Genomic DNA, 25870 nt, shown 5'->3' with positions numbered 1-25870 from the left:
TTGTGCATGGCGAAGCATAAATAAATGGAGTTATTATGCCAGGTACCCAACCTACTTATCATCGCATGATCGCAAAGCTTAAAGCGATTGGTCCTTATCTACGTGAAGCGGAATGTAAACCCAATCTATTCTTGTTCGATTGTTTGTCTGTTTGTGTCGACGACACTAAATCACCAGAGTGCCGAGAATTTTGGGGCTGGTGGATGGAACTCGAAAAGCAAGACGATGAAAATATCTGTACCGCTCGCTTTCATCACGGTATGTACAACGCGTCAGGCGCTTGGATAGATGAAAAGCTTCCAGCTGCCGCAGAAGCCGAAGTTCAGCGCACTCAAAGTGTTTTCCAAGCAAAAGTGCAGAAACAGCTGAGTGAGCAATTTGCGTTAGAATTCGCTCTGCATGAAGACTCTGAAGCTGTAACGTAGAGAAAATAATGTGATTCAAGGCGCCTAAGGGCGCCTTTTTGTTTTTTTACTTGTGCAACGGGTCTCAGCTTGCTAAAAATGAGACTCTTTTATCAGTATCATTGAGTAACAAATGCAAGCTAAGACAGTTGTGGTGAAACTTGGCACAAGTGTGCTAACAGGGGGCTCTCAGTTCCTAAACCGCGCCCACATGGTTGATCTCGTGCGCCAATGCGCAGAATTGAAGCAGCGTGGCTATAACCTAGTACTAGTTTCTTCTGGCGCCATAGCCGCTGGACGAGAGCATCTAGGACACCCCAAACTCCCCAACTCAATGGCAAGTAAGCAACTCTTAGCTGCGGTCGGCCAATCACACCTTATCCAAGTGTGGGAGTCGCTGTTTTCTATCTATGGCCTAAAGATTGGCCAGATGTTGCTGACTCGCGCGGATCTTGAAGACAGAGAGCGCTTCCTAAACGCTAGGGACACGATTAATGCTCTAGTTGAGCATGACATTATCCCTATCGTAAATGAGAATGATGCGGTGGCGACCACCGAGATCAAGGTAGGCGATAACGATAATCTTTCGGCCTTGGTTGGGATTCTGTGCGGAGCGGATACGCTATTGCTACTGACCGATCAGCCCGGTTTATTTACCGCCGATCCTAGAAACAACCCTGAAGCTGAATTGATTCGAGAAGTCACCACCATTGACGAAACCTTGCGTAAAATCGCAGGTGGCAGTGGCACAACCTTAGGTACCGGTGGCATGGCGACGAAACTACAAGCCGCCGACATTGCTCGCCGTGCTGGTATTGAGGTGATCATTGCTGCCGGAAGTGCGCAAGATGTGGTGATTGAGAGTGTTTCCTCGTCGCCAAGTGGCACACGCTTCGTAGCGCTTCCTGAAGCGCTTGAAAATCGTAAGCGCTGGATACTGGCAGGGCCTGCCGCAACGGGTGAGATTGTTATCGATGAAGGGGCAGTGAAAGCCTTACAAACTAAAGGCAGTAGTCTTCTCGCTAAAGGTGTCATTGGCGTTAATGGCAACTTTGCTCGTGGTGAAGTTGCGCGCGTTATCAGTCAATCTGGAATCTTGATTGCGAAAGGCCTAGTTAGCTATTCCTGTGACGACATGCGCCAGATAAAGGGCATGCACAGCAAACAAATAGGTGAAGCTTTGGGCTATGACTATGGCTCCGAAGTGGTACACCGTGACGATTTAGTCATGATGCAAGATTAGTTGCTCACAAGAAATTATAGAGGATGACACAGTGGATCTAATTCAACTTGGCCAGCGCGCAAAACACGCATCTTTTGCCCTAGCAACGACGACCACCGCAACGAAAAACCAAGCTCTAGCGATTATGGCTGATGAGCTTGAGAAGCAGTCGCAAATTATTCTAGAAGCGAATGCCATCGATATTCAAAGCGGTCGTGAAGCGGGCATGAGCGAGGCGCTTCTTGACCGCTTGTTACTAAATGAAGCTCGATTATCGGCAATTGCTGATGACGTTCGTAATGTCATCAAGCTAAATGACCCTATCGGCAGCGAACTGGACAGCCGCGTGTTGGAAAATGGCTTGTCGCTATCTCGCAGACGAGTACCTTTAGGTGTAGTCGGTGTGATATACGAAGCTCGCCCAAATGTGACCATTGATATTGCGTCTTTGTGCCTTAAAACCGGTAACGCCAGTATTTTGCGTGGCGGCCGAGAGACCTTCCATTCAAACATGGCTCTGGTCAAGGTTATCCAAACGGCACTAGAGCAAGCAGGGTTGCCAGCAGCTTCGGTTCAATACATTGAAAAGCCAGATCGCGAGTTGGTTTCACAGCTATTGAAGCTTGATGAGTACGTTGACATGATCATCCCTCGTGGTGGTGCAGGTTTACATAAGATGTGTAAAGAGAACAGCACTATCCCAGTGATCATTGGCGGCTTTGGTATTTCTCATGTGTATGTTGATGAGAGTGCGGATATTGAGCGCTCGCTAACAGTAGTAGAAAACTCTAAGGTGCAGCGTCCTTCTGCGTGTAATTCTTTGGATACCTTGCTGGTTCACCAAGCTATCGCTGAAGAGTTTCTAGGCAAACTTGCTCACCAACTGAGTGACAAGGTCGAGTTTGTGGCTGATGCTTCTGCATTGCCCTATTTAACCAATGCCGCGAAGTTTCGTGAAGCGATTGGCGGAGACTTTGACACTGAGTGGCTTGCCTTTATTTTGGGTGTAAAGGTAGTGAAAGATGTGGATGAGGCAATCGAGCATATGCGTGAGCACAATGCGAGCCACTCTGATGCGATCATGACCAATGACCTAAATAACGCAGAGCGCTTTATTAACGCGGCAGGTTCTGCTGCGGTTTATGTGAATGCGTCTACGCGCTTTACCGATGGTGCTCAGTTTGGCCTTGGCGCTGAGGTGGCGGTTTCTACACAAAAACTGCACGCTCGTGGCCCTATGGGTTTAGAGGAGCTCACCAGCTATAAATGGGTTGGGAAGGGTAACTACTTACCAAGACCATAATTAGCTCCTACGGGCAACGGTCTGAAAACCAAGATGATTCAGGTTATTAAGATTTTGACATAAAAAGTAATGAGGGCTCTATCACAGAGCCCTTTTTTGATGCTGAGGCATAGAGCTTCACCCTCGAATCAAATCACTAAATCCGTTACACTAATCAGATCAAATTGATTGTTAATAATACTCACTAGTAATATCAGCATAGTGTCCCCTTTCATCGTAAAACTATGGAGCTTGTATGCACTGCCCATTTTGTTCAGAGAATGAGACGAAAGTAATCGATTCCCGATTGGTTGCTGACGGGCATCAAGTACGCCGTCGTCGCCAATGCCTAGCATGTAGTGAACGCTTTACCACCTTTGAGACTGCCGAGCTGGTCATGCCGAAGGTGATTAAGTCCAATGGAAACCGCGAACCCTTCAATGAAGATAAATTATCTAACGGTTTACATCGTGCACTTGAAAAACGTCCTGTTAGCGCAGATGCGGTAGAGCTTTCTATGAGTGTCATCAAGTCCAAGCTTCGTGCGACCGGTGAGAGAGAGGTTTCCAGCGATATGATTGGGAATCTTGTAATGGAGCAATTGAAAGAATTAGATAAGGTTGCCTACATTCGTTTTGCGTCTGTTTATCGTAGCTTCGAAGATATCCGTGAGTTTGGCGAAGAGATCGCCAGATTAGAAGACTAACTCGTAGAATAGATTTTCAACCTCAAAGAGTCATAAATGAGTTTTTCTGTATTTGACCATCAGATGATGGCGAAAGCGATAAAGCTGGCTGAAAAAGGCCGCTTTACCACACACCCAAATCCCAATGTTGGGTGTGTCATTACTCAAGGCGAAGCTATTGTTGGCCACGGCTATCATATTCGTGCGGGTGGCCCGCATGCGGAAGTGCATGCCTTGCGTATGGCAGGCGAAAAGGCGTTAGGTGCAACAGCCTATGTAACACTAGAGCCTTGCTCTCATTATGGTCGCACGCCCCCTTGTGCTGAAGGGCTCATTAAGGCGGGTGTTTCCCGTGTTATCTGCGCCATGCAAGACCCTAATCCGCAAGTCTCTGGCAATGGTATCGCCATGCTACAAGAGGCGGGTATAGAGGTTCAGGTAGGTCTACTGGAGTCTGAAGCTGAGCGCATTAATCGTCCTTTTTTGAAAAAAATGCGCACAGGTTTGCCATGGGTTCAGCTCAAAATGGCAGCGAGCCTAGACGGCAAAACAGCCCTTAGCAATGGTCAAAGTCAGTGGATAACCAGTAGCCAAGCGCGTGCAGACGTTCAGCTTTATCGAGCACAATCGGGCGCGATTCTCTCCAGCTCAAAAACAGTGATTGAGGATAATGCCTCTTTGAACGTGCGCTTTTCTGAACTGTCCGATGAAATCCAGTCCTTGTATCCTGAGGATGAGGTTAGACAGCCGCTACGCGTTATCTTAGACCGTCAGCAAAACATGACCCCAGAACTGACCACAGAACTGCGCCTGTTTCATACAGATGGTGAGGTGTTGGTGGTTTCTGAGCAAAAAAATAGCCAACAAAAGCACATTGATTTACCCGAGCTACTTGCAAAACTTGCTCGCGAACACAATATAAACCACATCTGGGTGGAAGCTGGAGCGACATTAGCCGCTAGCTTTATAGAGCAACAACTCGTCGATGAGCTGGTTGTCTATTTGGCACCAAAGATCATGGGAACCGATGGTCGTGGCTTGGTGAACCTATTGGGTTTAACCAGCATGGACCAGACTATTGATCTGAACATTGAACAACTCACCCAAGTAGGGCCGGATATTAAATTGGTTGCTACGTTCAAAACATCAAAATAGAGTAGGAATTACTATGTTTACCGGTATTGTTGAAGCCGTTGGCACGCTCTCTAGCATTACAAATCAGGGCGAAGACATCTCAATTACGGTGGAAACCGGAAACCTGGACATGTCTGATGTCAAATTGGGTGACAGTATTGCCACCAATGGCATTTGTTTGACGGTTGTACGATTTGATAATCGCTCGTTCACCGCAGACCTATCTGTAGAAACGTTGACGAAAACAGGCTTTAGCCAATATCAGGTGGGTGACAGAGTAAACCTAGAAAAAGCCATGCTACCGACCACTCGCTTTGGCGGCCACATTGTTTCAGGGCACGTGGATGGCGTTGGCACTATTGTCGAAAGAATTCCAGTGGGTCGCGCAGTAGAATACTGGGTTGAAATGGCACCGGATCTTGAGCGCTACGTGGCTCAGAAAGGCTCTATTACCGTCGATGGTATTAGCCTAACGGTGAATGACTTACGCAAGAATGGTTTTAAACTTACTATCGTGCCACACACGTCAGAACAAACCATTATTGATGAATTTGAGGTTGGCAGAAGAGTCAATCTTGAGGTCGATGTCCTTGCTCGCTATATGGAGCGATTGCTTGGTATGGGCTCGAATCAGCAACAAGGTTCCTCTACTATTACGATGGAATTTTTACAACAAAACGGCTTTGCATAGTCGTTTCTATACGCGTGCGACAGACACTTAACTAGGAAAGAAAAAATGCCTATCAGCTCACCGCAAGAAATTATTGAAGATATTCGCTTAGGTAAGATGGTTATCCTAATGGATGATGAAGACCGCGAAAACGAAGGCGATCTTATCATGGCTGCGGAACATATTACTCCTGAAGCCATCAACTTCATGGCAACCTACGGACGCGGTCTTATCTGTCTGACCATGACTCAAGAGCGCTGTGCGCGTCTTGGTCTTCCTCCTATGGTGCAAGATAACAATGCTCAGTACTCAACGGCGTTTACCGTTTCAATTGAGGCTGCTGAAGGTGTGACTACGGGTATTTCTGCTGCTGACCGTGCTGTAACGGTACAAGCGGCAGTCGCGGCTGATGCAAAGGCTGCTGACCTAGTACAACCAGGACACATCTTCCCTCTATCTGCGCAAGATGGTGGTGTACTCACACGTGCTGGACACACTGAAGCTGGCTGTGATTTAGCACGCCTAGCGGGTTGTGAGCCTGCATCGGTTATCGTTGAAATCCTAAAAGACGACGGTGAGATGGCGCGTCGCCCTGATCTAGAGATCTTCGCTGAAAAGCATGACGTCAAACTAGGCACCATTGCTGACCTGATTGAATACCGCAACAATACCGAAACAACAATTGAGCGTGTCGCAGAATGCAAAATGCCAACCGAATTCGGTGACTTTGATATGGTGACGTTCCGTGACACCATTGACAATCAAGTTCACTACGCGCTTCGCAAAGGCGAGGTCTCTGAAGAACCCTGTCTAGTGCGTGTGCACTTACAAGACACCTTTACGGATTTACTGCACTCTAACCGCGATTCTGATCGCAGTTGGTCTCTAGACAAAGCGATGAAACGCATTGGAGAAGAGGGCGGTGTTCTTGTGGTTCTTGGTCACGAGGAAACAAATGAGCAGCTCATCCACAAGCTGAAAGCATTTGAACAGCAAGACAAAGGTGAAGCGCCTACTATGGCTAAGAAACAAGGCACATCACGTCGCGTAGGTGTGGGCTCTCAAATCTTGGCTGATATGGGCGTAAGCAAGATGAAGCTGATGTCATCAAGTAATAAACGCTACCACTCTCTGTCAGGCTTTGGTCTGGACGTTGTAGAATACGTGTGTGAATAACAATGAATATGGATGGGTCGCTGTTTTGACCCATTTAACCAATAACTCGAGAATTAGCTGAAATGATATTAGATCCTAGTCACACTATTGTGCTAGAATCCGGCGATTCTCGCTCATGAGATAGTTGAAGGAAAACTTATGAAAGTCATCGAAGGTGGATTTCCAGCACCTAATGCAAAAATTGCTATAGTAATTTCGCGTTTTAACAGCTTCATCAATGAAAGCTTGTTGTCTGGTGCTATCGATACCTTGAAGCGACATGGACAGGTTGCAGAAGAGAACATTACAGTAGTGCGTTGCCCAGGTGCGGTAGAATTACCACTTGTTGCTCAACGTGTTGCTCGTACCGAGAAATACGATGCTATCGTTTCTCTAGGTACGGTAATTCGTGGCGGAACGCCACACTTCGACTATGTTTGTAGTGAGTGTAATAAAGGTCTAGCACAAGTGTCACTGGAGTACAGCTTACCAGTAGCATTTGGTGTTTTGACTGTTGATACCATAGATCAAGCTATCGAGCGCGCTGGAACCAAGGCTGGTAACAAAGGTGCAGAGGCTGCACTGAGCGCGCTAGAGATGATCAACGTTCTTTCTGAAATCGATTCCTAATGGGGGCCAGTGTGAAACCAGCCGCACGTCGTAATGCACGTCAATTTGCTCTACAAGCTATATATTCTTGGCAGATCACTAAAGAGAATATCGCTACTGTAGAAGAACAGTTTTTGTCCGCTGGAAAGTATGGTGAAGAAGACACCCATGCTGACGAGCCAGCGTTAAATGAACAAGAGACAGATGTAGCATACTTCCGTGACCTGTTGACTGGTGTTGCACTGTCTCACCAAGAGCTCGACAGCAAGCTACGTCCATTCCTTTCTCGTCCTATGCAGGACTTGGATATGATGGAATTAGCTCTACTTCGTCTAGCGATTTATGAGATGACGCGTCGTGAAGACGTTCCTCATAAAGTTGTTATTAACGAAGCGATTGAATTAGCGAAAGTGTTTGCTGCAGAAGACAGCTACAAGTTCGTTAACGGTGTGCTTGATAAAGCAGCACCATCACTTCGTAAAAACAAATAATAGTCGAAACCGATTGTTGAAAATCATATAGTTATAAAGGTCAGCATCTGCTGGCCTTTTTTGTATCTGTTGATTGAGTAATTAAAGGGGAGTGAGTGTGGCAGGAGAGTTTGAGCTGATTAGCAAGTACTTTGCTAAACAGAAGCTAAAACGAAGTGACGTTGAATTATCTCAAGGCGATGACTGCGCACTGCTGGTTTCCCCTCCAGGTACTCAGATTGCCGTCAGCACTGACTCCTTAGTTGCGGGTACTCACTTTCTTGAAAATGCCAATCCTAAGTGGGTAGGGCATAAGGCGCTCGCCTCAAACATCAGCGATTTGGCTGCTATGGGGGCAGAGCCTGCTTGGGTCTCCATGGCAATCTCATTGCCTGAGCCTGATGAACAATGGCTTGAAGGGTTTTGTGAAGGGTTCTTCAGTCTTGCCGATAGCCATAACCTGCAATTGATTGGTGGAGATACCACCCGGGGCCCACTGAGCATTACGCTCACCATTCATGGCTTCGTTCCCGAGACGCAAGCGCTGCTGCGCTCTGGTGCAAAGGTAGGCGATAAGGTCTTTGTCAGTGGCACCCTTGGAGATAGTCATGCGGGACTTGAGGTGATACTGAATAAAGAGAAGCGCCTTCTGCCGCACGCCTCAGAGCTTGAAAAACGCCATTACTGCGCAAACTCTAGAGCGAGTTTGGGAATGCTCCTAAGGGGCAAGGCGAGTAGCTGCATCGATATCTCAGATGGTTTGATTTCGGATATAAAGCACATAATGGAGCGTTCTAATGTAGGTGCTGATTTACATTGCGATAGGCTTCCTGTCTCTCTAGAACTGGTTGAGTTTTGCGAGGGTAAGCAAACAGCTCAGAGCTATGCATTAAAAAGCGGTGAAGAGTACGAGCTTTGTTTTACCGTGCCAAAACATCTGATAGAGTCGGTGTGTCTGGCTGCGAAAAATGAAGGCGTTCAGGTCACTGAGGTTGGAGAGATCACTGATTCTCAAACCTTGAAACTGTTTCGTAATAACAAAGCCTTACAAGAGAATGTGGCCGGTTTTGACCACTTTCGTTCTTGAATCTATTGACCATAACGACTTAGAGACACTCAATGAGCAATCCCCTTGATAAGATTTCGTTAGATAACCCCTGGCATCTATTAGCAACAGGTTTTGGTAGCGGTCTCTCACCGATCATCCCTGGCACGATGGGCACCTTGGCCTCTATTCCGCTCTACTTAGCATTAGTGCAGTTGCCATTGGGGGCGTATGCGGTGGTTGTATTACTCAGCTGCATTATCGGCATCAAGATTTGTGATGTGACTGCCAAGGATATGGGCGTGCATGATCACGGCTCTATCGTATGGGACGAATTTGCAGGATTTTGGATTACCATGCTGGTGGTGCCACTATTGAGCATTCCCGCCAATGAGTGGCGCTGGCTTATCGCAGGCTTTGTATTATTCCGCTTCTTCGACATGGTAAAACCATGGCCAATTAGCTATTTAGACAAACATGTCCATGGTGGCTTCGGGATTATGATCGATGACATTCTAGCCGGTGTGATGGCTGGATTGTGCTTGGCGTTACTTGGCTGGGGCTTGGGCTGGGTATAGTTTATTTAGGCCCTAGATCCTAGTTTCTAGACCCTAGGGCCCAGAACCTATAACCCAGGGCCTAATAACTACTTATCTAGATACTCTTCAATCTGACGCTGAATGCCTTTGGCATCTAATTTTAGTTCAGCGTGCATCTCTTCTTGTGTACCTTGAGCAATAAATCGGTCTGGAAGACCTAAGTTTAATACTGGCTTAGCGATTTTTTGCGACATTAGGTATTCCACAACACCGCTACCTGCACCGCCTGCAATGACGTTCTCTTCGATAGTCACCAATACATCATGCTCTGCGGCCAATTGCTGTATTAACGCTTCGTCTAGAGGCTTAACAAAGCGCATATCGGCCACTGTGGCGTCGAGTTGCTCTGCAGCTTGCTGTGCATTATCAAGGAAGGTACCAAAGCTCAAGATAGCAACCTTGCTACCCTTGCGAACAACTCGGCCTTTACCAATTTCAAGGGCAGTAAATGATTGCTGAATTTCAGCGCCAATACCACTGCCTCTTGGGTAGCGAACCGCTGCCGGCCCCTGATGTTGATGGCCGGTGTACAGCATCTGACGACACTCGTCTTCATCGCTTGGTGCCATAATCATCATGTTAGGGATGCAGCGCATAAAGCTAAGATCAAACGCACCCTGATGGGTTTGACCATCCGCGCCGACAAGCCCTGCTCGGTCAATCGCGAACAACACCGGCAGATTCATGATGGCGACATCATGTATTAGCTGATCGTAGCCACGCTGTAAGAAGGTGGAGTAGATCGCCACAATAGGCTTGTTGCCAGAGATGGCTAAACCGGTCGCTAACGTCACCGCATGCTGCTCAGCTATCGCCACATCAAAGTATTGTTTTGGAAACTCTTTGGAGAAGCGCACCATGCCAGAGCCTTCACGCATAGCTGGCGTGATTGCCATCAGCTTAGGGTCTTGCGCCGCCATGTCACACAGGAAATCTCCAAAGACTTTAGAGAAGGTTGGCTTGCCACCCTTGCTCTTTGGTAATGAACTTGTCGCCGGATCAAACTTAGGCACGCCATGATAGCCAATAGGGTCTTTCTCAGCAGGCTCATAGCCCTTACCCTTCTTGGTCATGATGTGCAGGAACTGCGGCCCTTTAAGGTGACGCATGTTCTTCAGTGTTTTAACCAGTTCTAATACATCGTGTCCATCAACAGGACCTATGTAGTTAAACCCTAGCTCTTCAAACATAGTGCCAGGAACAACCATGCCTTTCAGGTGTTCTTCAGTACGACGAACCAACTCTTTAATTGGTGGCACGCCGGATAAGACTTTTTTACCGCCCTCGCGAATCGAGGTATACAGGCTACCTGACAGCACTTGAGCAAGGTGATTGTTCAGTGCACCGACGTTTTCAGAGATAGACATCTCGTTGTCGTTTAGCACCACAAGCATGTCTGGGTGAATGTCACCTGCGTGATTCATCGCCTCAAACGCCATACCGGCAGTGATAGCGCCATCACCGATAACACTAACCACCTTACGATTCTGGCCTTCTTTTTCCGCGCCAATGGCGATACCGAGAGCCGCACTGATCGAGGTAGAAGAGTGGCCTACTGAAAGTACGTCATATTCGCTCTCACCTCGCCAAGGGAAAGGATGCAAACCGTCTTTTTGACGAATGGTTGGCAGTTGCTCACGACGACCGGTTAGGATTTTATGTGGATAAGCCTGATGTCCCACGTCCCACAAAAGTTGATCATAAGGGGTTTGATAGACGTAGTGCAGGGCAACGGTAAGCTCGACCGTACCCAAGCCTGAGGCTAGGTGACCACTGGATTGACTTACACTGTTGAGTAGGTAAGTACGCAGTTCATCACAAAGTGTTGGAAGCGTCTCTTTAGGAAGAGAACGCAACTCATCAGGCGTGTTGGCCAATGCCAATGTTGGGTATTTCGAGATATCAAGTGTCATATGTATTCGCGCTGATAAGTGAGTAATTAGTTCTTTCTTTCGACCACATAGCGAGCAAACTGCTCTAGAAGGTCAGTGTTGTAAGGAATGCCTTCCAGCTCTAGCAAGGCCTTTTCTAACAACTGTGTGGCCTTAGCCTGCGCGCCCTCAAGTCCGAGAAGCGAAGGGTAGGTCGATTTGTTCAACGCTAAGTCTGAGCCTTGAGGCTTGCCTAACGTTTGCGTATCGCTAGTGATGTCTAAAATGTCATCTTGGACTTGAAAAGCCAGTCCTATGTTTTCTGCGAAGGCATTAAGACGAGGCAATTGCTCGATACCTTGCTCACCGGCGGCTAATGCTCCCAATTGAATGGCAGATTTTATCAGTGCGCCTGTTTTATTGCGATGAATCAGTTTTAGTTCGTCTAGAGAGACTTGACGATTTTCTGCCTCTAAGTCTAGAGATTGCCCAAGGCACATTCCTGATGCTCCAGAAGCATTTGCCAAGCTTTGTACCATCTTTATACGGTAGCTTTCCGCTTGAGGGGCAAGTTTGCCCTCTGCCAAGATGCTAAAGGCTAATGTCTGCAAAGCATCACCGGCTAAAATAGCGGTCGCTTCATCAAACTCAATATGGCACGTAGCTTGGCCACGACGTAATTCATCGTCGTCCATAGCAGGCAAGTCATCATGAATTAAAGAATAAGCATGAATGCACTCGATGGCCGACGCTGGCGTATCTAATGAGTCATCACTTAAACCAAACACTGAACCAGTGGCGTAAACAAGAAAAGGCCGAGCACGCTTGCCACCCAATAATAGCCCATAGCGCATTGCCTGAATCAGGTTATTGTCTTGAGAGTGTAAAGAGTCTAACCAGGTCTCTAGTTGCTGGTTGTTGCGCTTCTGGTAGCGTTCAAGTTGTTGTTTAAAATGGATCATCGCCAGATTCAAATTTGAAATCTTGAGGAGTCGCTTCAACCTGATTTTCCATCAAGATTGAAACACGTTGTTCTGCTTGGTCTAACTTGGATTGACCAGCGCGAGCCAGTGCAATACCGCGTTCGAAATTCTTCAATGCAGAATCGAGTTCGAGATCACCTTGTTCAAGCTGATTGACTATGCTGTCGAGCTCTTTGAGAGACTCTTCAAAACTCATATTCTCTGGTTTTTTGGTCGCCATGTTCATTCTTTTCTACGCTAGGATCTGGGAAAGGTAACTCAGGCAGGAGTTATGGTCAATTTTAGCAGTTAAAAATCCTGCGATATCACTAACTTTAGTTCATTTTCTGATAGTTAAATGAACAGACAGGTGAGTTGTTTTATTTTTACTCTGCCTTAAATAGGTATATAATTCGTCGCCCTCAATTATCCCTGCATTTCCAATCAGCAGAATAATTTAGGCTAGACTCAAGTCATCGACTAATCAGAAGTGAAGTTACCTATGAAGTTTATTGTAAAACCACATCCAGAAATTTTTGTAAAAAGCGAATCAGTAAGAAAACGCTTCATACGTATTCTGGAGTGCAATCTCAGGATCATCATCCAGCGTCGCACAGAATCAGTGGCAGTATTCAATCGTAGGGATCATATTGAGGTTTCTTCTGAGAGTCACCAATACTACCAAGAAGTGCTGGAAATCCTGACGCAAACTCCGGGTATTCACCACTCGTTAGAGGTCAAGCAATCAGAGTTTACTGATATGCATGACATCTTCGAGCAAGTGCTTGAGCTCAGCCGTGATCGTATCGAAGGCAAGACCTTCGCCTTACGTGCTAAGCGCCGCGGTAAACACGACTTCTCCTCCATTGAGCTAGAACGTTATGTTGGCGGTGGTTTAAATCAAGCGGTGGAGAGCGCCAAGGTTAAGCTTACTCGTCCAGATGTTACAGTTAACATTGAAGTGACGGGTGAAAAGCTAAACCAAGTGTTGGCTCGCCATAAAGGTTTGGGCGGCTTCCCTCTTGGTACACAAGAGGATGTATTGAGCCTGATTTCTGGTGGTTTCGATTCTGGTGTCTCGAGTTATTTGCATATCAAGCGTGGTTCAAAAACCCATTACTGCTTCTTTAACCTTGGCGGTCCTGCGCATGAGATTGGCGTTAAGCAAGTGGCGCACTACCTTTGGAAGAAGTACGGCTCTTCTGCGAAGGTGAAGTTCATCTCTGTAGACTTTGAACCTGTGGTTGCTGAGATCTTAGAGAACGTTGAAGACGGCCAAATGGGCGTAGTGCTTAAGCGTATGTTTATGCGTGCTGGAGGCATGATTGCCGATCGCTTTAAGATTGAAGCTCTGGTTACGGGTGAAGCACTAGGTCAGGTATCTAGTCAGACGCTAACGAATCTACGTCTGATCGACGGCGTAACCGAAACGCTGATCCTTCGTCCGCTGATTAACTGGGACAAAGAAGACATCATCGACTTGTCTCGCATTATCGGTACTGAAGACTTTGCCAAGGTAATGCCTGAGTATTGCGGCGTTATTTCACGTAAGCCTACGGTTAAAGCCGTTAAAGGTAAGCTTGAAGCTCAAGAACAGAACTTTGATTTTTCTGTTTTAGAACGAGTAGTTAGCGAGAGTCGAGTTATGGATATTCGCGATATCGAAAAGGAAAGCCTAGAACAAGCGCCTGAAGTCGAGCAAGTAACAGCGGTTCAAGAGCACGCCATTGTGCTTGATATTCGTAGCCCAGAAGAAGAAGACGATAACCCTCTTGAGATCGACGGTGTCGAGGTTGAGCATCTGCCTTTCTACAAACTGGCGACTAAGTTTGGTGATCTTGACCAGTCTAAAACCTACCTACTGTACTGTGACCGTGGTGTAATGAGTCGCTTGCAGGCGTTGTACTTACAAGAGCAAGGCTTTAGCAATATTAAAGTCTATCGCCCTTAGTCATCACATAAACTAATTTTAGCCGAGGTCAGTCACTCTGATCTCGGCTTTATTTTTTATTTCAGGCATAAAAAAACACCGCTCAGAGGAGCGGTGCGAAAATGACAGACAAGTTCATTAAATTGGAAGTATGCTTCGGTTAAACCCAAGCAGTGGTAGAAACTACCGTGCTCAAAATGAGCTCACAAACACAACATCGCAAGTAGGGATCCATGCCAAAGGCATGCCGTTTAGACCCCCGTCGCGTGGGACGCAATATAGATTTTCTCTGGCTGTTGAACAACGGACAATTTATAATGTTTCAGATAAAAAAAACTAATGCTAGATAAGATAGAATGGCAAGACGATTACCCCCACTAAAATCACTGAAGGTTTTTGAAGCCGCTGCACGTCATTTGAGCTTTACACGGGCAGCTGAAGAGCTGTTTGTTACTCAAGCAGCTGTCAGCCATCAGGTGAAAGCGCTTGAAGAATATTTAGGCTTAAAGTTATTTAGAAGACGCAACCGCTCCTTGCTGTTGACTGAAGAAGGGCAGAGCTATTTCCTTGATATTAAGGATATCTTTACTTCCCTGTCAGAGGCGACCGATAAGGTGCTAGAGCGCAGTGAGAAAGGCTCTTTGACCATCAGCCTGCAGCCTAGCTTTGCTATCCAATGGCTAGTTCCTAGGCTTGCTGATTTTAATGAGCAAGAGCCCGATATTGATGTTCGTATTAAAGCGGTCGATATGGACGATGGCTCATTAACCGATGACGTTGATGTCGCCATTTACTATGGTCGCGGAAATTGGCACGGATTGCGCGCTGACAAATTGTATCAAGAGTATTTGATCCCTCTTTGTGCACCACGTTTGTTAGACGGTGTTAAACCGCTAGGCTCATTAAGTGACCTATCCAAACACACTTTGTTACATGATACTTCGCGTAAGGACTGGAAGCAGTTTGCTCGCCAGCATCATCTCGAGGGGATCAATGTCAACCACGGTCCAATCTTTAGCCATTCAACCATGGTGTTGCAGGCGGCGGTTCACGGACAAGGTATTGCGTTAGGTAATAACGTGTTGGCTCAACCTGAAATTGAGGCCGGTAGATTAATCAGTCCTTTTGATGAAGTACTGGTGAGTAAGAATGCCTTTTATGTGGTGTGTCACGAGAAACAAGCAGACGTTGGACGAATTGCTACATTTAGAGACTGGATGCTGAGTATAGCGGCGAGCGAAGGTGTACCTTCCATTAGCCAAGATGAGAATATTTTAGACGCGATAGCGTCGAGCGTTGAAGCTTCTTAACGCATTGAAACGAGGTTTAACTTGAAACAGGTTATTTTATATTGCCGTGCAGGCTTTGAGAAAGATTGTGCTGGCGAGATTCAAGACAAGGCAAACAACCTTGAGGTGTTTGGTTTCCCCCGCGTTAAGCGCAATAGTGGCTATGTTCTGTTTGAATGTTACACCGAAGGGGATGCGGAACGCTTAGTACGTGAGATTGATTTCAAAACGCTTATTTTTGCTCGTCAAATGTTTGCTGTTGCAGCGAGTTTGGAAGAACTGCCAGAATCAGATCGCATTTCACCTATCTTAGATGCTCTAGCAGAGCAAGAAGGTGTTCCTACGTGTGGTGACTTACGAGTAGAAACCCCCGATACCAATGAAGCAAAAGAGCTTTTGAAGTTCTGCCGCAAGTTTACCGTGCCACTAAGGCAGGCAATGCGTGGCAAAGGGTTGCTGTACAAGAAAGACAACCTGAAAAAGCCTGTGATGCACCTGTGCTTTGTTGAACCAGGTAAGTGTTATGTTGGGTACTCTTATGCCAACAATAACTCACAGTTCTTTATGGGCATTCCTCGCTTGAAGTTCCCTGCAGATGCACCAAGTCGTTCGACACTTAAGCTCGAAGAGGCATTCCATGTCTTTATTCCAAAAAGTGAGTGGGAAGAGAGATTAGCATCGGGCATGTGGGCTGTGGATTTGGGCGCTTGTCCGGGCGGTTGGACATATCAGTTGGTGAAGCGCTCTATGTTCGTTCACGCTATTGATAACGGCATGATGGCACAAAGCCTGATGGATACAGGTCAAGTGAAGCACCAACAAGTGGATGGCTTTAAGTTTGAACCACCGCGTAAGAATGTCACTTGGCTAGTATGCGACATGATTGAGAAGCCATCACGTGTTGCTCAATTAATGGGTGAGTGGATCATCAAAGGCTGGTGTAAAGAGGCGATCTTTAACCTCAAGCTACCTATGAAGGGTCGCTATGATGAAGTGCTTGGTGATATTGAGAACTTGAAGGTCTTTTTGAAAGAAAATGGCATCAAGTTTACCTTGCAAGCAAAGCACCTTTACCATGACCGTGAAGAGATCACGGTGCATGTGCAGTCGCATACTAATCTAGGTTGGTAATCGGCTTTCGTCATCCTGGAAACTACGCTAGTAGTTATTCAGAATCTTGGTGAGTGCTAATACTCAGTTTCGCTGACTCTAAGATACTGGATAAACACTGCGTGTTTTCCAGTATGACGGTGTTTGTTTTGTTCCTTGTTCCAACAATACAATCAATCACGCCTCAGACACGTCATCCTGGAAACTACGTCAGTAGTTATCCAGATGTATGGACTCCCTCTCCTTGAGGAGCTACGGTCTTAATCCGACTAAAGATTAGCCAAAGGAGCCCATACATGACTAAGCCTAATCTATTAGCTATTGATTTAGCAAAGAATGTATTCCAAGTTTGCAAACTCTGCCCTAACGGAAAAGTCATTTACAACCGCGAAGTCAGTCGAGCAAAACTCAAAGAAATTCTGATAAATGAAAAACAAGCCCTCGTGGCTATGGAAGCCTGTGGCAGTGCACACTACTGGGCTCGATTCGCAATTAGCGCAGGCCACATTGTAAAAGTCATCAACGCCAGAGCCGTAAAAGCATTTCAAACCAAGCAAAAGACAGATAGGAATGATGCTTTAGCCATTGGTGTTGCAGCACAGCAAGAGCACATCCATGGTACTCATATTCACTCAACTGAGGAGCAGGCACTTCAATCGTTAGAGCGTATGCGACACTTGGCTAAGGTTCAACTAGTCGCACAAAGTAACCAGATGCGAGGAGTATTAGCTGAGTTCGGAGTTATTCTACCGCAAGGCCTATCTAAGTTAAGAAAGGAAATCCCTTTCATCCTAGAAGATGCTGATAACTCTTTACCTGATAGTTTTAGAACGGCGCTACACAGGTCATGGTCACATTTATTGTGCCAAATTGAACACTTGCAAGAACTAGATAGGCAGCTCGAATCTTTGGTTAAGTCGCATCATATTTGCAAAAAGCTGATGAAGCTAGAAGGGGTCGGTCCGTTAGGGGCGCTAGGGTTAGCGTTACGATTAGGGCGAGGTGAAAACTTTTCTAATGGCCGAGAAGCATCCGCTAATATAGGGCTAACACCTAAACAGAACAGTTCCGGCGGGAAAGAGCGTATTGGACATATATCTAAGTACAGTGCGGATAAGCGACTTCGTTCAATTTTATTTCAAGGAGCGCTTTCCGTTATCACTCATGTATTAAACCGTCCAGCGACAACAAACAAAGAGCAGTGGTTACAAGCGCTAGTCGAACGGCGAGGAAAAAAGATCGCTGCAATTGCTTTAGCGAACAAAACCGTTCGAACCGCTTATGCTTTATTAAAGAATGATTCGGACTATCAGCCAATTAAATTGTCATGATAGACCGAGCATAGTCAACGAAGAGCGATGTAAGACAGGTAAGACCGACCAGTATGAGCTAGATAAGATTCGAGGCAGTAGACTTGCCGATATCGAGAAATAGCCTACTGGTGCGACTACATTTTAGGGCGAGGTAGCTCCTCAATAAAGCCCGTATATAAGTGCGCATCTATACTTGTTTTCCAAATTCTTTGTTGATTTACCGAGGGGGTCCATATAAGGATCTTAGAGAGTGTTGAACCCGAACATTGGCACTCTCTAAGATCCTGCTGGGCTGGCATTCCACTGGGCTGGCATTCCACTGGGCTGGCATTCCAGTTTTCATCAGGATGCCGGTGTTGCTATGGCTTAACCCAACGTAAATCCTGAAGATTAAACCCAAGCTCTAAATCAGTCTTTAAAGAGGCCAATTCACGGCATAGAAGGGCGTGCTCTTCATTCCCTGCAATCTTCTTTTTGTACTTTTCAGCTAAGCCTTCATCGGCAAAGGCTTGCTCAAGGTTTTCGTTGTCAGTGAGGATCTCACGAGCCGCTTTCGGCCCAATGCCGGGAATACCGCTTAAACCTGTGCCACTGATGCCAGTGAGCCCCCAGTAATCGCTCAGTTGAGAGACCTTTACCGCAAATTCTTTCTCTACAAAGGCCTGATCTAGCCAGCGATGCTGGAAGTAATCCCTGATGCGTAAGGAGGGAGAAAGCAGCTGACAGTAGCCTTTATCCGTGGAAATGATGGTGACTTGGTGCTGCTGGCTTGCCAGTTTTACCGCAAGAGTCGCGACTAGGTCATCCGCTTCATCCCCATCAGAGAGCAGTGAATCAATGCCGAGCTCCCACCACGCCTGCTGAATCTTATCTAGTCCTAAGGCAAGCGCCTCTGGCATAGGCTTACGGTTTTGTTTGTATTCAGGGAAACGCTCTTCTCGCCATCCGCGCACTTGCTGATGGTGATCGAAAACGGCAATGATATGGCTAGGCTCGGTTTCATTGAGAATGCGTTTTAGGGTGCGGGTGGTGGTTTCTATAGTGCGCTGGATATCAGTTTCGTCAGGTTGCGCTGAATGTACGCGACGAATGAGGTTTAAAGCATCAATGATAACCAGGTGTATAGACATAACAACAAACTAAAAAGGGGCCGTAGCCCCATTGTAACTAAAATTAGATCAAGAGTTTAATCTTAATCTGAGGTTTGCACTTTATAGCAAGGGGTATATGCCGAGCCTGGAAGTTTCATCCGTTGCTGCTTAACGAAATCCCCCAATAGGACGTCCATTTTCTTCATCAGTTCTTTGTCACCATCAATGATGAATGGGCCTTTCTCTTCTATCTCTTGAATGCCTTCAGCCTTAACATTGCCTGCGACAACACCAGAGAAGGCTCTTCGCAGGTTCGCCGCGAGAATTTCAGGGGGTTGGTCCATGTGCAGATCTAGGTTGTGCATATTCTTATGGTTAGGATCAAACGGCATCTGGAATTCAGGCTCAATATGCAGTGACCAGTTATAGCTGTAGGCATCTTCATTCTCTTTGCGTTGCTGCCTGACCGCAGGCATAGCCTCTTTAACAATGCGAGCCGCTTTTGCAGGATCGTCGATGACTATTTGATAATACTTCTGCGCTTGTTCGCCAAGGGTATCGCGAATGAAGTTATCGATGGAGCGGAAGTAGGCTTCACTTTCTTTTGGCCCAGTTAACACAATAGGCAGTGGCTGATCTTGATTTTTCGGGTGCATCATAATACCCAGCACATACAGCAGCTCTTCTGCGGTACCTGGGCCACCAGGGAATATCACAATGCCATGGGCGATACGAACAAAGGCCTCAAGGCGCTTTTCGATATCCGGCATGATGATCAGCTCATTCACTATGGGATTAGGCGGCTCTGCTGCAATGATAGAGGGTTCGGTTAGGCCAATGTAACGAGACTGCTTATGTCGCTGCTTTGCGTGACCGATAGCTGCGCCCTTCATTGGACCTTCCATTGCACCCGGCCCACAGCCGGTGCAGATGTTCAGTTCGCGAAGTCCAAGTTCATGTCCCACAAGGCGGGTATATTGGTATTCAACCTCGTTGATAGAGTGTCCCCCCCAGCACACCACAAGATTTGGCTCGATGCCTGGAATCAAAACCTTAGCGTTACGCAGGATGCTAAATACTAGGTTGGTCACATGTACAGAGTTGTCGAGTTGCAGTAGCTTGTTTTGTTCCATAGACATGTGCACAAATACAATATCGCGCAATACGGCGAACAAGTGCTCTTGGATGCCTTTGATGATAGTGCCGTCGACAAAGGCATGTTCTGGGGCATTACTCAGTTCGAGTTTTATGCCTCGCTCACGTCTGAGTACGTTTACATCGAATGACTTATATTGCTCTAACAGTTTTTTACTGTCATCGGTGTGACTGCCGGAGTTGAGCACCGCCAGAGTACAGTTTCGATAGAGGTTATAGATATCACTTGAGGCGGTCTTTTTGAGACGTTCAACTTCAAGTTGAGAGAGAAGATCCATGCTACCCGCAGGATTGATTGTCGTAATCATAACTGCTCCTTATTAGTAACACTAAGCTCAGAGAAGTGAGAGGAGCTTAGCGGTGGGCTGTTGAATAAGCCCACAATTTATACGCAGTGAAACGGACATTAATGTAATGAACCGTATGTTCCGTCTAACCTTAACAGTAGATGCCAGACTAACAATTGCAATAAAAATTCGACTAAAATTAGTAGCTTAAAATGATCGTTAGGTTAAATCCTGAGCATCTTCATGTTTGGGTAGCTGTTCCAAAGCTTGCGTCAAACTCTCTTCTAGGCATGACGAATGGACTTTGATTAAGCCGTTTCGAATGGCATTTAAGATAGAACGGCGCATATCATCTTGAGCAAAGCACGCAGCCGGTGCCAGTGGAATAGCGGTGAAGGACACCCACTGACTTTCCTGTTCAAGTTGCACCACAGAGTCACAAATATCAGCAGCTAACAACAGAAGATCAATAAGGTCTTCATCGTTGATAGCGGTATAGGCTCTTGGTAAAAACGGGTAATCGGCAATGCTCACACCGAACATACGATCGACCTCATATTGGGTTTCAAAGTTATCAATGACCTCCTTGAATCGATCAAATAGAAGCTCAGGTTGATGCAACTTCTGTGGGTTCGGCTCGATATACAAGAATGAACTGTCTGACAAATGATAAAGACGAGTGCCCTCTTTAAGGTGATTTCTGATGTGGTCACCAAAGGCTTTCTCTGTAGATCGTCCTGCTTTATAGCCATGCTTCGCATAGATATCGAAGATCATTGGCACGTTAATCAAGGCGAACTTTAAGCGATCATTTAGCGGCTCATCGATAAGTTGTCCAAATCGCCATTGCTCATAGCTGGTCACTGACTTGTTGAGAGAAGTAGGCAGTTTTCTACTCAACATCCTCATGTTTCTTAGGCCAGAGCGAGGGTGTGTGTAGAGCTCCTGACTCAGCTCTGCAATGATTTTGTGTTTGCGCCCTAGACGGCGTGCATTTAGCACCACCAAGAAGAACAAGATGGTTGTAGTGACACCTAACACTAAGGTTAGAGTTTTGGACTTGTCGTAATCAACACTCAGGTCGCTCAGCTCGTCTACTTGATCCTTATAGTGTAAGGACTGCTCAATAGAAGAGACTTGATTGAGGAAGGTTCGGCTTATCAGCTCATCCTTTTGCTGGAGATTAATCGCAGTAAGCCTGTTGTATTCCTCAAGGTAGGTGAGCGAATCTTTGTCTTTATTGACGGATTTAGTCACGCGATGCAGTAGTGATAAGGCCTCTAACTGAATGGACTGATCGCCCATCTTTTGCGCTTGTTCTAGGGCTTCTTTACCCAGCTTCTCTGCTTTTTTAGGCTCGTTCTGCAGAAAGTCTAATTTTGCGGTCAGCAGTGTCGACTTCACTCTTTGTGCTTTGATATCGGTATAGTCGAGCAACTCGGTTGCTCGGTTTAGATAGCGCTCTGCCAAAGTGAAATTAAACAGGTTTAGATAGGTTTCTGTGAGCTTTAGTCTCAAGTCGATAATGCTTTCCAGATCCTTTTCCGCCAGCTCTTGATCTAGTACGTTAAAGTAGTGAACCAGTGCGAGGTTGTAGCGACCTTGAATGAAGTAGACATCCGCAAGCTTACGCAAAACGGTCGCAAACAGAGGCGATTGGTCGTAGTTTCCGTAATAGCTCGCTGCTTGAGATAAGTGCTCTTGGGCTTTTGCATAGATCTGGCGCTCGAAATAGAGGTCAGCCAACAGGTGATTGGCTCGAGCGATATACTGAGCGTTATCCTTACCGATTGCCACCCAGTAGCTTTCAATTAACTCTTTCAATGCTGAGTTTAATCGATGGACTTTCAGGTAGTGCTGCCCCAGTTGAAGGCTTGCTTCGAGGCCTTGCTGGTAGCTAGGGAGCCCTTCGGCGTATTTTTTTGCACGTAGAAAGCTTTTTTCGGCTTTTTCGTTTTCACCTATATCTGAGTAGACCTTGGCATGTACCAAGCTCAGCTCATACTCAAGTCTATCCTTGGTTAAGCCTTCAATATGCGACGACTCCATCATCTCTTCGATTTCAGCAAGAGGCGCCTCTACTTTGCGAAGGTCCTCAGTCATTCTCCATAACAAGCTGGTCTTTAGCACGCGAGACTCAATTTCTCGCACGATCAAATGATTGGCGACAGAGATGGAGATACTTTGCTCTAGGCTAGACAGTGATGAACGGTAATTGCCAAGAATATAGTCAGCGATACCTATGGTTTGATACGCGTGAATTTGGTTGGTGGCCTTTGCAATCGGCGTCATCTTACGTTTGACGGCATTGGTCGAGAAATCTTCTTCGTTTCTCAGGTTGCCTTGATTATTAAGGTAAACCTTGGCCTTATTCTTTGATTGTAAAGGCGTAACGTGAACTAAGCGTCTGGCGTCAATTAGGTCCTTTGTCAGGCTGCTGGTGGTCTCACTCGCGGTCGTTGGTAGCGAAAATACGATGACCAACAAGGTAAGTAGGGGGAGGGTGGATAACCTGAACAAAGAACCCATCATTTATTGTCTCGCCAAGCGCAAAGTGCTGTCTGGAGCGTTTGATTCACTGTCTAAGCTGGTGCGATACGGATTGATATCTAGACCACCGCGGCGCGTGTAGCGAGCATAAACCGACAAAGTCTTCGGCTGGCAGAAGTGCATGATGTCCGTGAAGATTCGTTCCACGCATTGCTCGTGAAATTCGTTGTGTTCTCTAAATGACACTAGGTAGCGCAATAGAGCCTCTTGATTAATTTTCTTACCACTGTATCGAATCTCAACACTTCCCCAGTCTGGCTGGTTGGTAATTAGGCAGTTAGACTTTAGAAGGTGACTGTGTAATACCTCATCCACGGATTCTTCAGATACGCTGCCCTTGAGGTAGTCAGTGCTGAATTCATATTCTGTAATTGAGATATCTTGTTCGTCAATACAAGCGCCTTGCATATCGACAATAGGCTGCTGGTTAAAGTCTTGAACTCGACTCAAGGTCACCGAAACCTCTCCTCCTGCACAAGCGGATAAATCAACAGATAATTGATTTTTCACCGCGTCCCAATCACTAAATTTCGTTTGATTATAGCTGTTTAGATACAACTTAAAGGATTTGGATTCAATCAAATTTGGAGAGCTCGCAGGTATAGAAACCTCGCCAACAGCCACTTGTGGCAAGCCATTGGCATTGAGCCAAGATAACTCGTATAACGTCCAAATATCTTGCCCCTTAAACGGCAATGTATCGCCAAGCTCCAGATCATCTCGGTTGAGGCTTCTTGGTACTGCCTGCAACAACTCGGGGTCATAGAGAGAAGCGTATTGCGTTTTTTGGCCAAGGGTTAGCCCGGCAAGCTCTTTTGCGTCTGAATATTTGCTCATTTTACACTGCGTTATAGAGTAGAATGTTAGGAATTTTACTGAATAGATACTTCGATGTCATCAACGGAACGCCTGTAGGGTTATTTATGTCCAATTCAATCGCCAATGCGCTTAACTCAATTCATCAACAATACCTGAAAACCTTTGAGCAAGAGTACGGCACACTACCGACCAGCTCAGAGCTGGTGGGCGTTGCTTCTCCCTGTATTCAAGACAGCAAATCAGGAGAGGTATTCTGGAAACCACTTCAACGTGATGAACATGCCGACTTTACCAATGTAGAGCAGGGAATTGAGCTGTTGCTGCACTCTGATATTAAAGAGTTCTACGGCAGTCATTATAGCGCTGACTTGACCATGAGCTGGAAAGGTAAGCCTCTTACTCTGTTGCAAGTATGGAGCGATGAAGACTTTGTTCGCCTACAAGAAAACATTCTGGGTCACCTAGTCACACAGCGCCGTTTAAAGCTAAAACCTACGGTGTTTATCGCCGCCATTGATTCAGACCTTGATGTAATCTCTGTATGTAACATTAGCGGGAATGTAGTGCTGGAATCGCTAGGTACCGACAAGCGTGAAGTGCTTGCGGAAAATCTACTGGAGTTCCTGCAACAACTGGATGTAGAGGTCTAGTATGTTTGTCTGTGAATTGCAGTTCGAATGCTATGACAACACCACATTCACCGCGGTTGAGAAGTCCATCAATGGCCTGATGGAGGCGCTGCGTTTCAATGGTCAGGTATTAGGCAGAGAGTTTCCCCTCGCAATCGATGGTGGGACGTTTAGCTTGCGTTGCGTGTGTCCTGAAAAAGACAGCCTGCACCCAAAAAACCATTCGGACTTCGTGCGCTTTTCTATGGCAAAGCTATCAGAGGCAGGATTGCTCGCGCCGAAATTGAGAGTCTTGGGGCAAGATCTTAATTCAGAAGAAACATGCACAGAGGATGCCCCTAGTTGGCAGATCCTCTATACCACCTATGTGCATACCTGCTCGCCACTGAGAAGTGGTGACTCATTTATGCCGATCCCTCTATATCGTAATCCACCCACGCTCAATGGTGACCATAAATCCATTATTAAATGGCAAACAGAGTGGCAGGCGTGTGATGAGTTGCAGATGGCGGGTGGCTGTAAGGCGGAGCATGCGGCCCTACGCGAATTAAACTCGGTCGACAGTGACATCTACCGCCGTGGTTGGGATTTGCGCGGGCGTATTGAATACATCACTAAGGTACCGACCTACTATTATCTGTATCAAGTGGGAGGCGAGAGCCTAAAGCAGGAGCAACAACGCAAGTGTCCGAAGTGCGGTGGTGAGTGGTTATTAGATGAACCTCTGCATGACATGTTCCACTTTAAATGCGACTCGTGCCGACTGTTGTCAAATATCTCTTGGGATCACTTGAAGTAACGCCCTTTGAAGTTGTGAACCTAAATCTAATCCTTTGGAAAAAGAATGATTTCTAAAAACCAATTAAAACTTATTCGTGCCCTAGGCCAGAAGAAACAACGCAAGGCTCATGGATTGTTCCTTGTTCAGGGGGAGAAAAATGTCCTTGAATTAAGCAACAGCCAGCTCACGGTTAAGAGTGTTTTTGCGACCGCTGATTTCTTGTCAGAGAATAGTCAGTCACTAAAAGGCTTTGACCGCGTTGAGGCGACGCTCGATGAGCTGACAAAAGCCAGCACTTTGGTGAGTAATAACGCGGCCATTGCAATCGTTGAGATCCCACGCGTTGATGTACCAAAGGCGGAAGGACTGATGATTGCCTTAGACGGTGTATCCGATCCTGGCAATCTAGGTACGATTATTCGTATAGCAGATTGGTACGGCATCAAGCATATTGTTGCGAGCGCGGATTGCGCCGATCCATACAACCCTAAGACCATCAGTGCGACCATGGGAAGCTTTGGCCGAGTGTTTGTGAGCCAGTTAGATCTACCTAGCTACCTAGAACAAGCAGAGCTGCCAGTATATGGGGCATTTCTAGAGGGAGAGAGCGTTCACAAGAAAGCTTTTTCTGCGGACGGTATCTTACTGATGGGCAGTGAGTCTCATGGTGTTCGTGAACAGGCTGCAAAGTTTGTGACCGATAAGGTAACCATTCCTGCTTTTGGTGGTGCAGAGTCGCTGAATGTCGCGATGGCAACAGGCATCATTCTGGACAACCTTCGCCGTCAACACAGCTAACAAAAACCAA

25 protein-coding genes are annotated in these 25870 nt (G+C 46.4%); 18 read left to right on the top strand and 7 right to left on the bottom strand.

Translation table 11 applies throughout. The features are described from left to right. The first annotated feature begins 35 nt into the window (after window positions 1–35). From crl to pgpA, 11 genes are all read left to right on the top strand, one after another. Window positions 36–425, top strand: a complete 390-nt coding sequence (crl, locus tag A6E01_RS09915; protein WP_017028270.1) for a sigma factor-binding protein Crl — start codon at window positions 36–38, stop codon at window positions 423–425. 112 nt (window positions 426–537) lie between these two features. Continuing rightward, entirely contained in the window at window positions 538–1647 is a 1110-nt protein-coding gene (gene proB, locus A6E01_RS09910; RefSeq protein WP_017028269.1) for a glutamate 5-kinase, read from the top strand. A gap of 31 nt (window positions 1648–1678) precedes the next feature. Beyond that, window positions 1679–2929, top strand: coding sequence for a glutamate-5-semialdehyde dehydrogenase (locus A6E01_RS09905; RefSeq protein ID WP_065210150.1), 1251 nt, complete (start codon window positions 1679–1681; stop codon window positions 2927–2929). Between the two features lie 235 nt (window positions 2930–3164). Then, window positions 3165–3614, top strand: a complete 450-nt coding sequence (gene nrdR / locus A6E01_RS09900; protein WP_017028267.1) for a transcriptional regulator NrdR — start codon at window positions 3165–3167, stop codon at window positions 3612–3614. A gap of 36 nt (window positions 3615–3650) precedes the next feature. After that, on the top strand, window positions 3651–4748 hold the full coding sequence (ribD, locus tag A6E01_RS09895; protein WP_065210149.1) for a bifunctional diaminohydroxyphosphoribosylaminopyrimidine deaminase/5-amino-6-(5-phosphoribosylamino)uracil reductase RibD: 1098 nt from the start codon (window positions 3651–3653) through the stop codon (window positions 4746–4748). 13 nt (window positions 4749–4761) lie between these two features. Then, window positions 4762–5418, top strand: coding sequence for a riboflavin synthase (locus tag A6E01_RS09890; protein WP_017028265.1), 657 nt, complete (start codon window positions 4762–4764; stop codon window positions 5416–5418). Window positions 5419–5463: 45 nt separating this feature from the next. After that, the gene (gene ribBA / locus A6E01_RS09885) at window positions 5464–6573 is read left to right on the top strand and encodes a bifunctional 3,4-dihydroxy-2-butanone-4-phosphate synthase/GTP cyclohydrolase II (protein ID WP_017028264.1); all 1110 of its coding nucleotides are present in this window, start codon (window positions 5464–5466) and stop codon (window positions 6571–6573) included. Between the two features lie 138 nt (window positions 6574–6711). Then, on the top strand, window positions 6712–7182 hold the full coding sequence (gene ribH, locus A6E01_RS09880; protein ID WP_017028263.1) for a 6,7-dimethyl-8-ribityllumazine synthase: 471 nt from the start codon (window positions 6712–6714) through the stop codon (window positions 7180–7182). After that, on the top strand, window positions 7182–7652 hold the full coding sequence (nusB, locus tag A6E01_RS09875) for a transcription antitermination factor NusB (RefSeq protein ID WP_017028262.1): 471 nt from the start codon (window positions 7182–7184) through the stop codon (window positions 7650–7652). The genes ribH and nusB overlap by 1 nt, the downstream gene beginning before the upstream one ends. 97 nt (window positions 7653–7749) lie before the next feature. Then, window positions 7750–8718, top strand: a complete 969-nt coding sequence (gene thiL / locus A6E01_RS09870) for a thiamine-phosphate kinase (protein WP_065210148.1) — start codon at window positions 7750–7752, stop codon at window positions 8716–8718. A gap of 32 nt (window positions 8719–8750) precedes the next feature. Further along, window positions 8751–9254, top strand: a complete 504-nt coding sequence (gene pgpA, locus A6E01_RS09865; protein WP_017032671.1) for a phosphatidylglycerophosphatase A — start codon at window positions 8751–8753, stop codon at window positions 9252–9254. Window positions 9255–9322: 68 nt separating this feature from the next. On the opposite strand, the gene dxs is transcribed toward pgpA, so the two are convergent. The 3 genes from dxs to xseB are packed head-to-tail and all read right to left on the bottom strand — an operon-like array spanning window position 9323 to window position 12349. Then, window positions 9323–11188, bottom strand: coding sequence for a 1-deoxy-D-xylulose-5-phosphate synthase (gene dxs, locus A6E01_RS09860; RefSeq protein WP_065210147.1), 1866 nt, complete (start codon window positions 11186–11188; stop codon window positions 9323–9325). A 26-nt stretch (window positions 11189–11214) separates the two neighbouring features. Then, on the bottom strand, window positions 11215–12108 hold the full coding sequence (ispA, locus tag A6E01_RS09855; RefSeq protein WP_017028258.1) for a (2E,6E)-farnesyl diphosphate synthase: 894 nt from the start codon (window positions 12106–12108) through the stop codon (window positions 11215–11217). Continuing rightward, complete coding sequence (gene xseB, locus A6E01_RS09850) at window positions 12095–12349, bottom strand: exodeoxyribonuclease VII small subunit (RefSeq protein WP_017028257.1); 255 nt, start codon at window positions 12347–12349, stop codon at window positions 12095–12097. Before xseB ends, ispA begins: the two co-directional genes overlap by 14 nt. A gap of 261 nt (window positions 12350–12610) precedes the next feature. On the opposite strand from xseB, the gene thiI reads away from it, so the two are divergent. The 4 genes from thiI (at window position 12611) to A6E01_RS09830 (ending at window position 17768) form a co-directional block, all read left to right on the top strand. Continuing rightward, entirely contained in the window at window positions 12611–14059 is a 1449-nt protein-coding gene (thiI, locus tag A6E01_RS09845) for a tRNA uracil 4-sulfurtransferase ThiI (protein WP_017028256.1), read from the top strand. A 335-nt stretch (window positions 14060–14394) separates the two neighbouring features. Continuing rightward, entirely contained in the window at window positions 14395–15348 is a 954-nt protein-coding gene (locus A6E01_RS09840; protein WP_017028255.1) for a transcriptional regulator GcvA, read from the top strand. A 21-nt stretch (window positions 15349–15369) separates the two neighbouring features. After that, window positions 15370–16458, top strand: a complete 1089-nt coding sequence (rlmM, locus tag A6E01_RS09835) for a 23S rRNA (cytidine(2498)-2'-O)-methyltransferase RlmM (RefSeq protein WP_065210146.1) — start codon at window positions 15370–15372, stop codon at window positions 16456–16458. 275 nt (window positions 16459–16733) lie between these two features. Further along, complete coding sequence (locus tag A6E01_RS09830; RefSeq protein ID WP_065210145.1) at window positions 16734–17768, top strand: IS110 family RNA-guided transposase; 1035 nt, start codon at window positions 16734–16736, stop codon at window positions 17766–17768. Window positions 17769–18109: 341 nt separating this feature from the next. Here A6E01_RS09830 and xni read toward each other — a convergent pair whose 3' ends face one another. The 4 genes from xni to queF form a co-directional block, all read right to left on the bottom strand. Then, on the bottom strand, window positions 18110–18880 hold the full coding sequence (gene xni, locus A6E01_RS09825) for a flap endonuclease Xni (RefSeq protein WP_017029994.1): 771 nt from the start codon (window positions 18878–18880) through the stop codon (window positions 18110–18112). Window positions 18881–18942: 62 nt separating this feature from the next. After that, on the bottom strand, window positions 18943–20304 hold the full coding sequence (ppnN, locus tag A6E01_RS09820) for a nucleotide 5'-monophosphate nucleosidase PpnN (protein WP_065210144.1): 1362 nt from the start codon (window positions 20302–20304) through the stop codon (window positions 18943–18945). Between the two features lie 198 nt (window positions 20305–20502). Further along, window positions 20503–22815, bottom strand: a complete 2313-nt coding sequence (locus A6E01_RS09815) for a tetratricopeptide repeat protein (RefSeq protein ID WP_017029992.1) — start codon at window positions 22813–22815, stop codon at window positions 20503–20505. Continuing rightward, window positions 22816–23670: an NADPH-dependent 7-cyano-7-deazaguanine reductase QueF gene (gene queF / locus A6E01_RS09810; RefSeq protein ID WP_017029991.1), complete on the bottom strand. Its 855-nt coding sequence runs from the start codon at window positions 23668–23670 to the stop codon at window positions 22816–22818. A gap of 86 nt (window positions 23671–23756) precedes the next feature. On the opposite strand from queF, the gene syd reads away from it, so the two are divergent. Genes syd through A6E01_RS09795 form a run of 3 tightly spaced genes read left to right on the top strand, consistent with a single transcriptional unit; the run spans window position 23757 to window position 25860 of the window. Then, window positions 23757–24302, top strand: coding sequence for a SecY-interacting protein (syd, locus tag A6E01_RS09805; protein WP_017029990.1), 546 nt, complete (start codon window positions 23757–23759; stop codon window positions 24300–24302). A gap of 1 nt (window position 24303) precedes the next feature. Then, window positions 24304–25080, top strand: coding sequence for a Zn-ribbon-containing protein (locus A6E01_RS09800; RefSeq protein WP_017029989.1), 777 nt, complete (start codon window positions 24304–24306; stop codon window positions 25078–25080). 45 nt (window positions 25081–25125) lie between these two features. Then, the gene (locus tag A6E01_RS09795; RefSeq protein WP_017029988.1) at window positions 25126–25860 is read left to right on the top strand and encodes an RNA methyltransferase; all 735 of its coding nucleotides are present in this window, start codon (window positions 25126–25128) and stop codon (window positions 25858–25860) included. The last annotated feature ends 10 nt before the right edge of the window (window positions 25861–25870 follow it).

The sequence above is a fragment of the Vibrio breoganii genome, from assembly GCF_001677275.1.
Lineage (GTDB): Bacteria > Pseudomonadota > Gammaproteobacteria > Enterobacterales > Vibrionaceae > Vibrio > Vibrio breoganii.
This window is presented reverse-complemented; position numbering and strand designations above follow the sequence as displayed.

Coding starts and splice junctions, on each gene's coding strand:
- syd (WP_017029990.1), top strand. CDS start 23,757: ATGTCCAATTCAATCGCCAATGCGCTTAACTCAATTCATCAACAATAC.
- xseB (WP_017028257.1), bottom strand. CDS start 12,349: ATGGCGACCAAAAAACCAGAGAATATGAGTTTTGAAGAGTCTCTCAAA.
- ribD (WP_065210149.1), top strand. CDS start 3,651: ATGAGTTTTTCTGTATTTGACCATCAGATGATGGCGAAAGCGATAAAG.
- A6E01_RS09840 (WP_017028255.1), top strand. CDS start 14,395: ATGGCAAGACGATTACCCCCACTAAAATCACTGAAGGTTTTTGAAGCC.
- ispA (WP_017028258.1), bottom strand. CDS start 12,108: ATGATCCATTTTAAACAACAACTTGAACGCTACCAGAAGCGCAACAAC.
- nrdR (WP_017028267.1), top strand. CDS start 3,165: ATGCACTGCCCATTTTGTTCAGAGAATGAGACGAAAGTAATCGATTCC.
- xni (WP_017029994.1), bottom strand. CDS start 18,880: ATGTCTATACACCTGGTTATCATTGATGCTTTAAACCTCATTCGTCGC.
- thiI (WP_017028256.1), top strand. CDS start 12,611: ATGAAGTTTATTGTAAAACCACATCCAGAAATTTTTGTAAAAAGCGAA.
- A6E01_RS09890 (WP_017028265.1), top strand. CDS start 4,762: ATGTTTACCGGTATTGTTGAAGCCGTTGGCACGCTCTCTAGCATTACA.
- ppnN (WP_065210144.1), bottom strand. CDS start 20,304: ATGATTACGACAATCAATCCTGCGGGTAGCATGGATCTTCTCTCTCAA.
- dxs (WP_065210147.1), bottom strand. CDS start 11,188: ATGACACTTGATATCTCGAAATACCCAACATTGGCATTGGCCAACACG.
- A6E01_RS09815 (WP_017029992.1), bottom strand. CDS start 22,815: ATGATGGGTTCTTTGTTCAGGTTATCCACCCTCCCCCTACTTACCTTG.
- A6E01_RS09830 (WP_065210145.1), top strand. CDS start 16,734: ATGACTAAGCCTAATCTATTAGCTATTGATTTAGCAAAGAATGTATTC.
- A6E01_RS09795 (WP_017029988.1), top strand. CDS start 25,126: ATGATTTCTAAAAACCAATTAAAACTTATTCGTGCCCTAGGCCAGAAG.
- crl (WP_017028270.1), top strand. CDS start 36: ATGCCAGGTACCCAACCTACTTATCATCGCATGATCGCAAAGCTTAAA.
- ribH (WP_017028263.1), top strand. CDS start 6,712: ATGAAAGTCATCGAAGGTGGATTTCCAGCACCTAATGCAAAAATTGCT.
- ribBA (WP_017028264.1), top strand. CDS start 5,464: ATGCCTATCAGCTCACCGCAAGAAATTATTGAAGATATTCGCTTAGGT.
- queF (WP_017029991.1), bottom strand. CDS start 23,670: ATGAGCAAATATTCAGACGCAAAAGAGCTTGCCGGGCTAACCCTTGGC.
- nusB (WP_017028262.1), top strand. CDS start 7,182: ATGGGGGCCAGTGTGAAACCAGCCGCACGTCGTAATGCACGTCAATTT.
- A6E01_RS09800 (WP_017029989.1), top strand. CDS start 24,304: ATGTTTGTCTGTGAATTGCAGTTCGAATGCTATGACAACACCACATTC.
- proB (WP_017028269.1), top strand. CDS start 538: ATGCAAGCTAAGACAGTTGTGGTGAAACTTGGCACAAGTGTGCTAACA.
- pgpA (WP_017032671.1), top strand. CDS start 8,751: ATGAGCAATCCCCTTGATAAGATTTCGTTAGATAACCCCTGGCATCTA.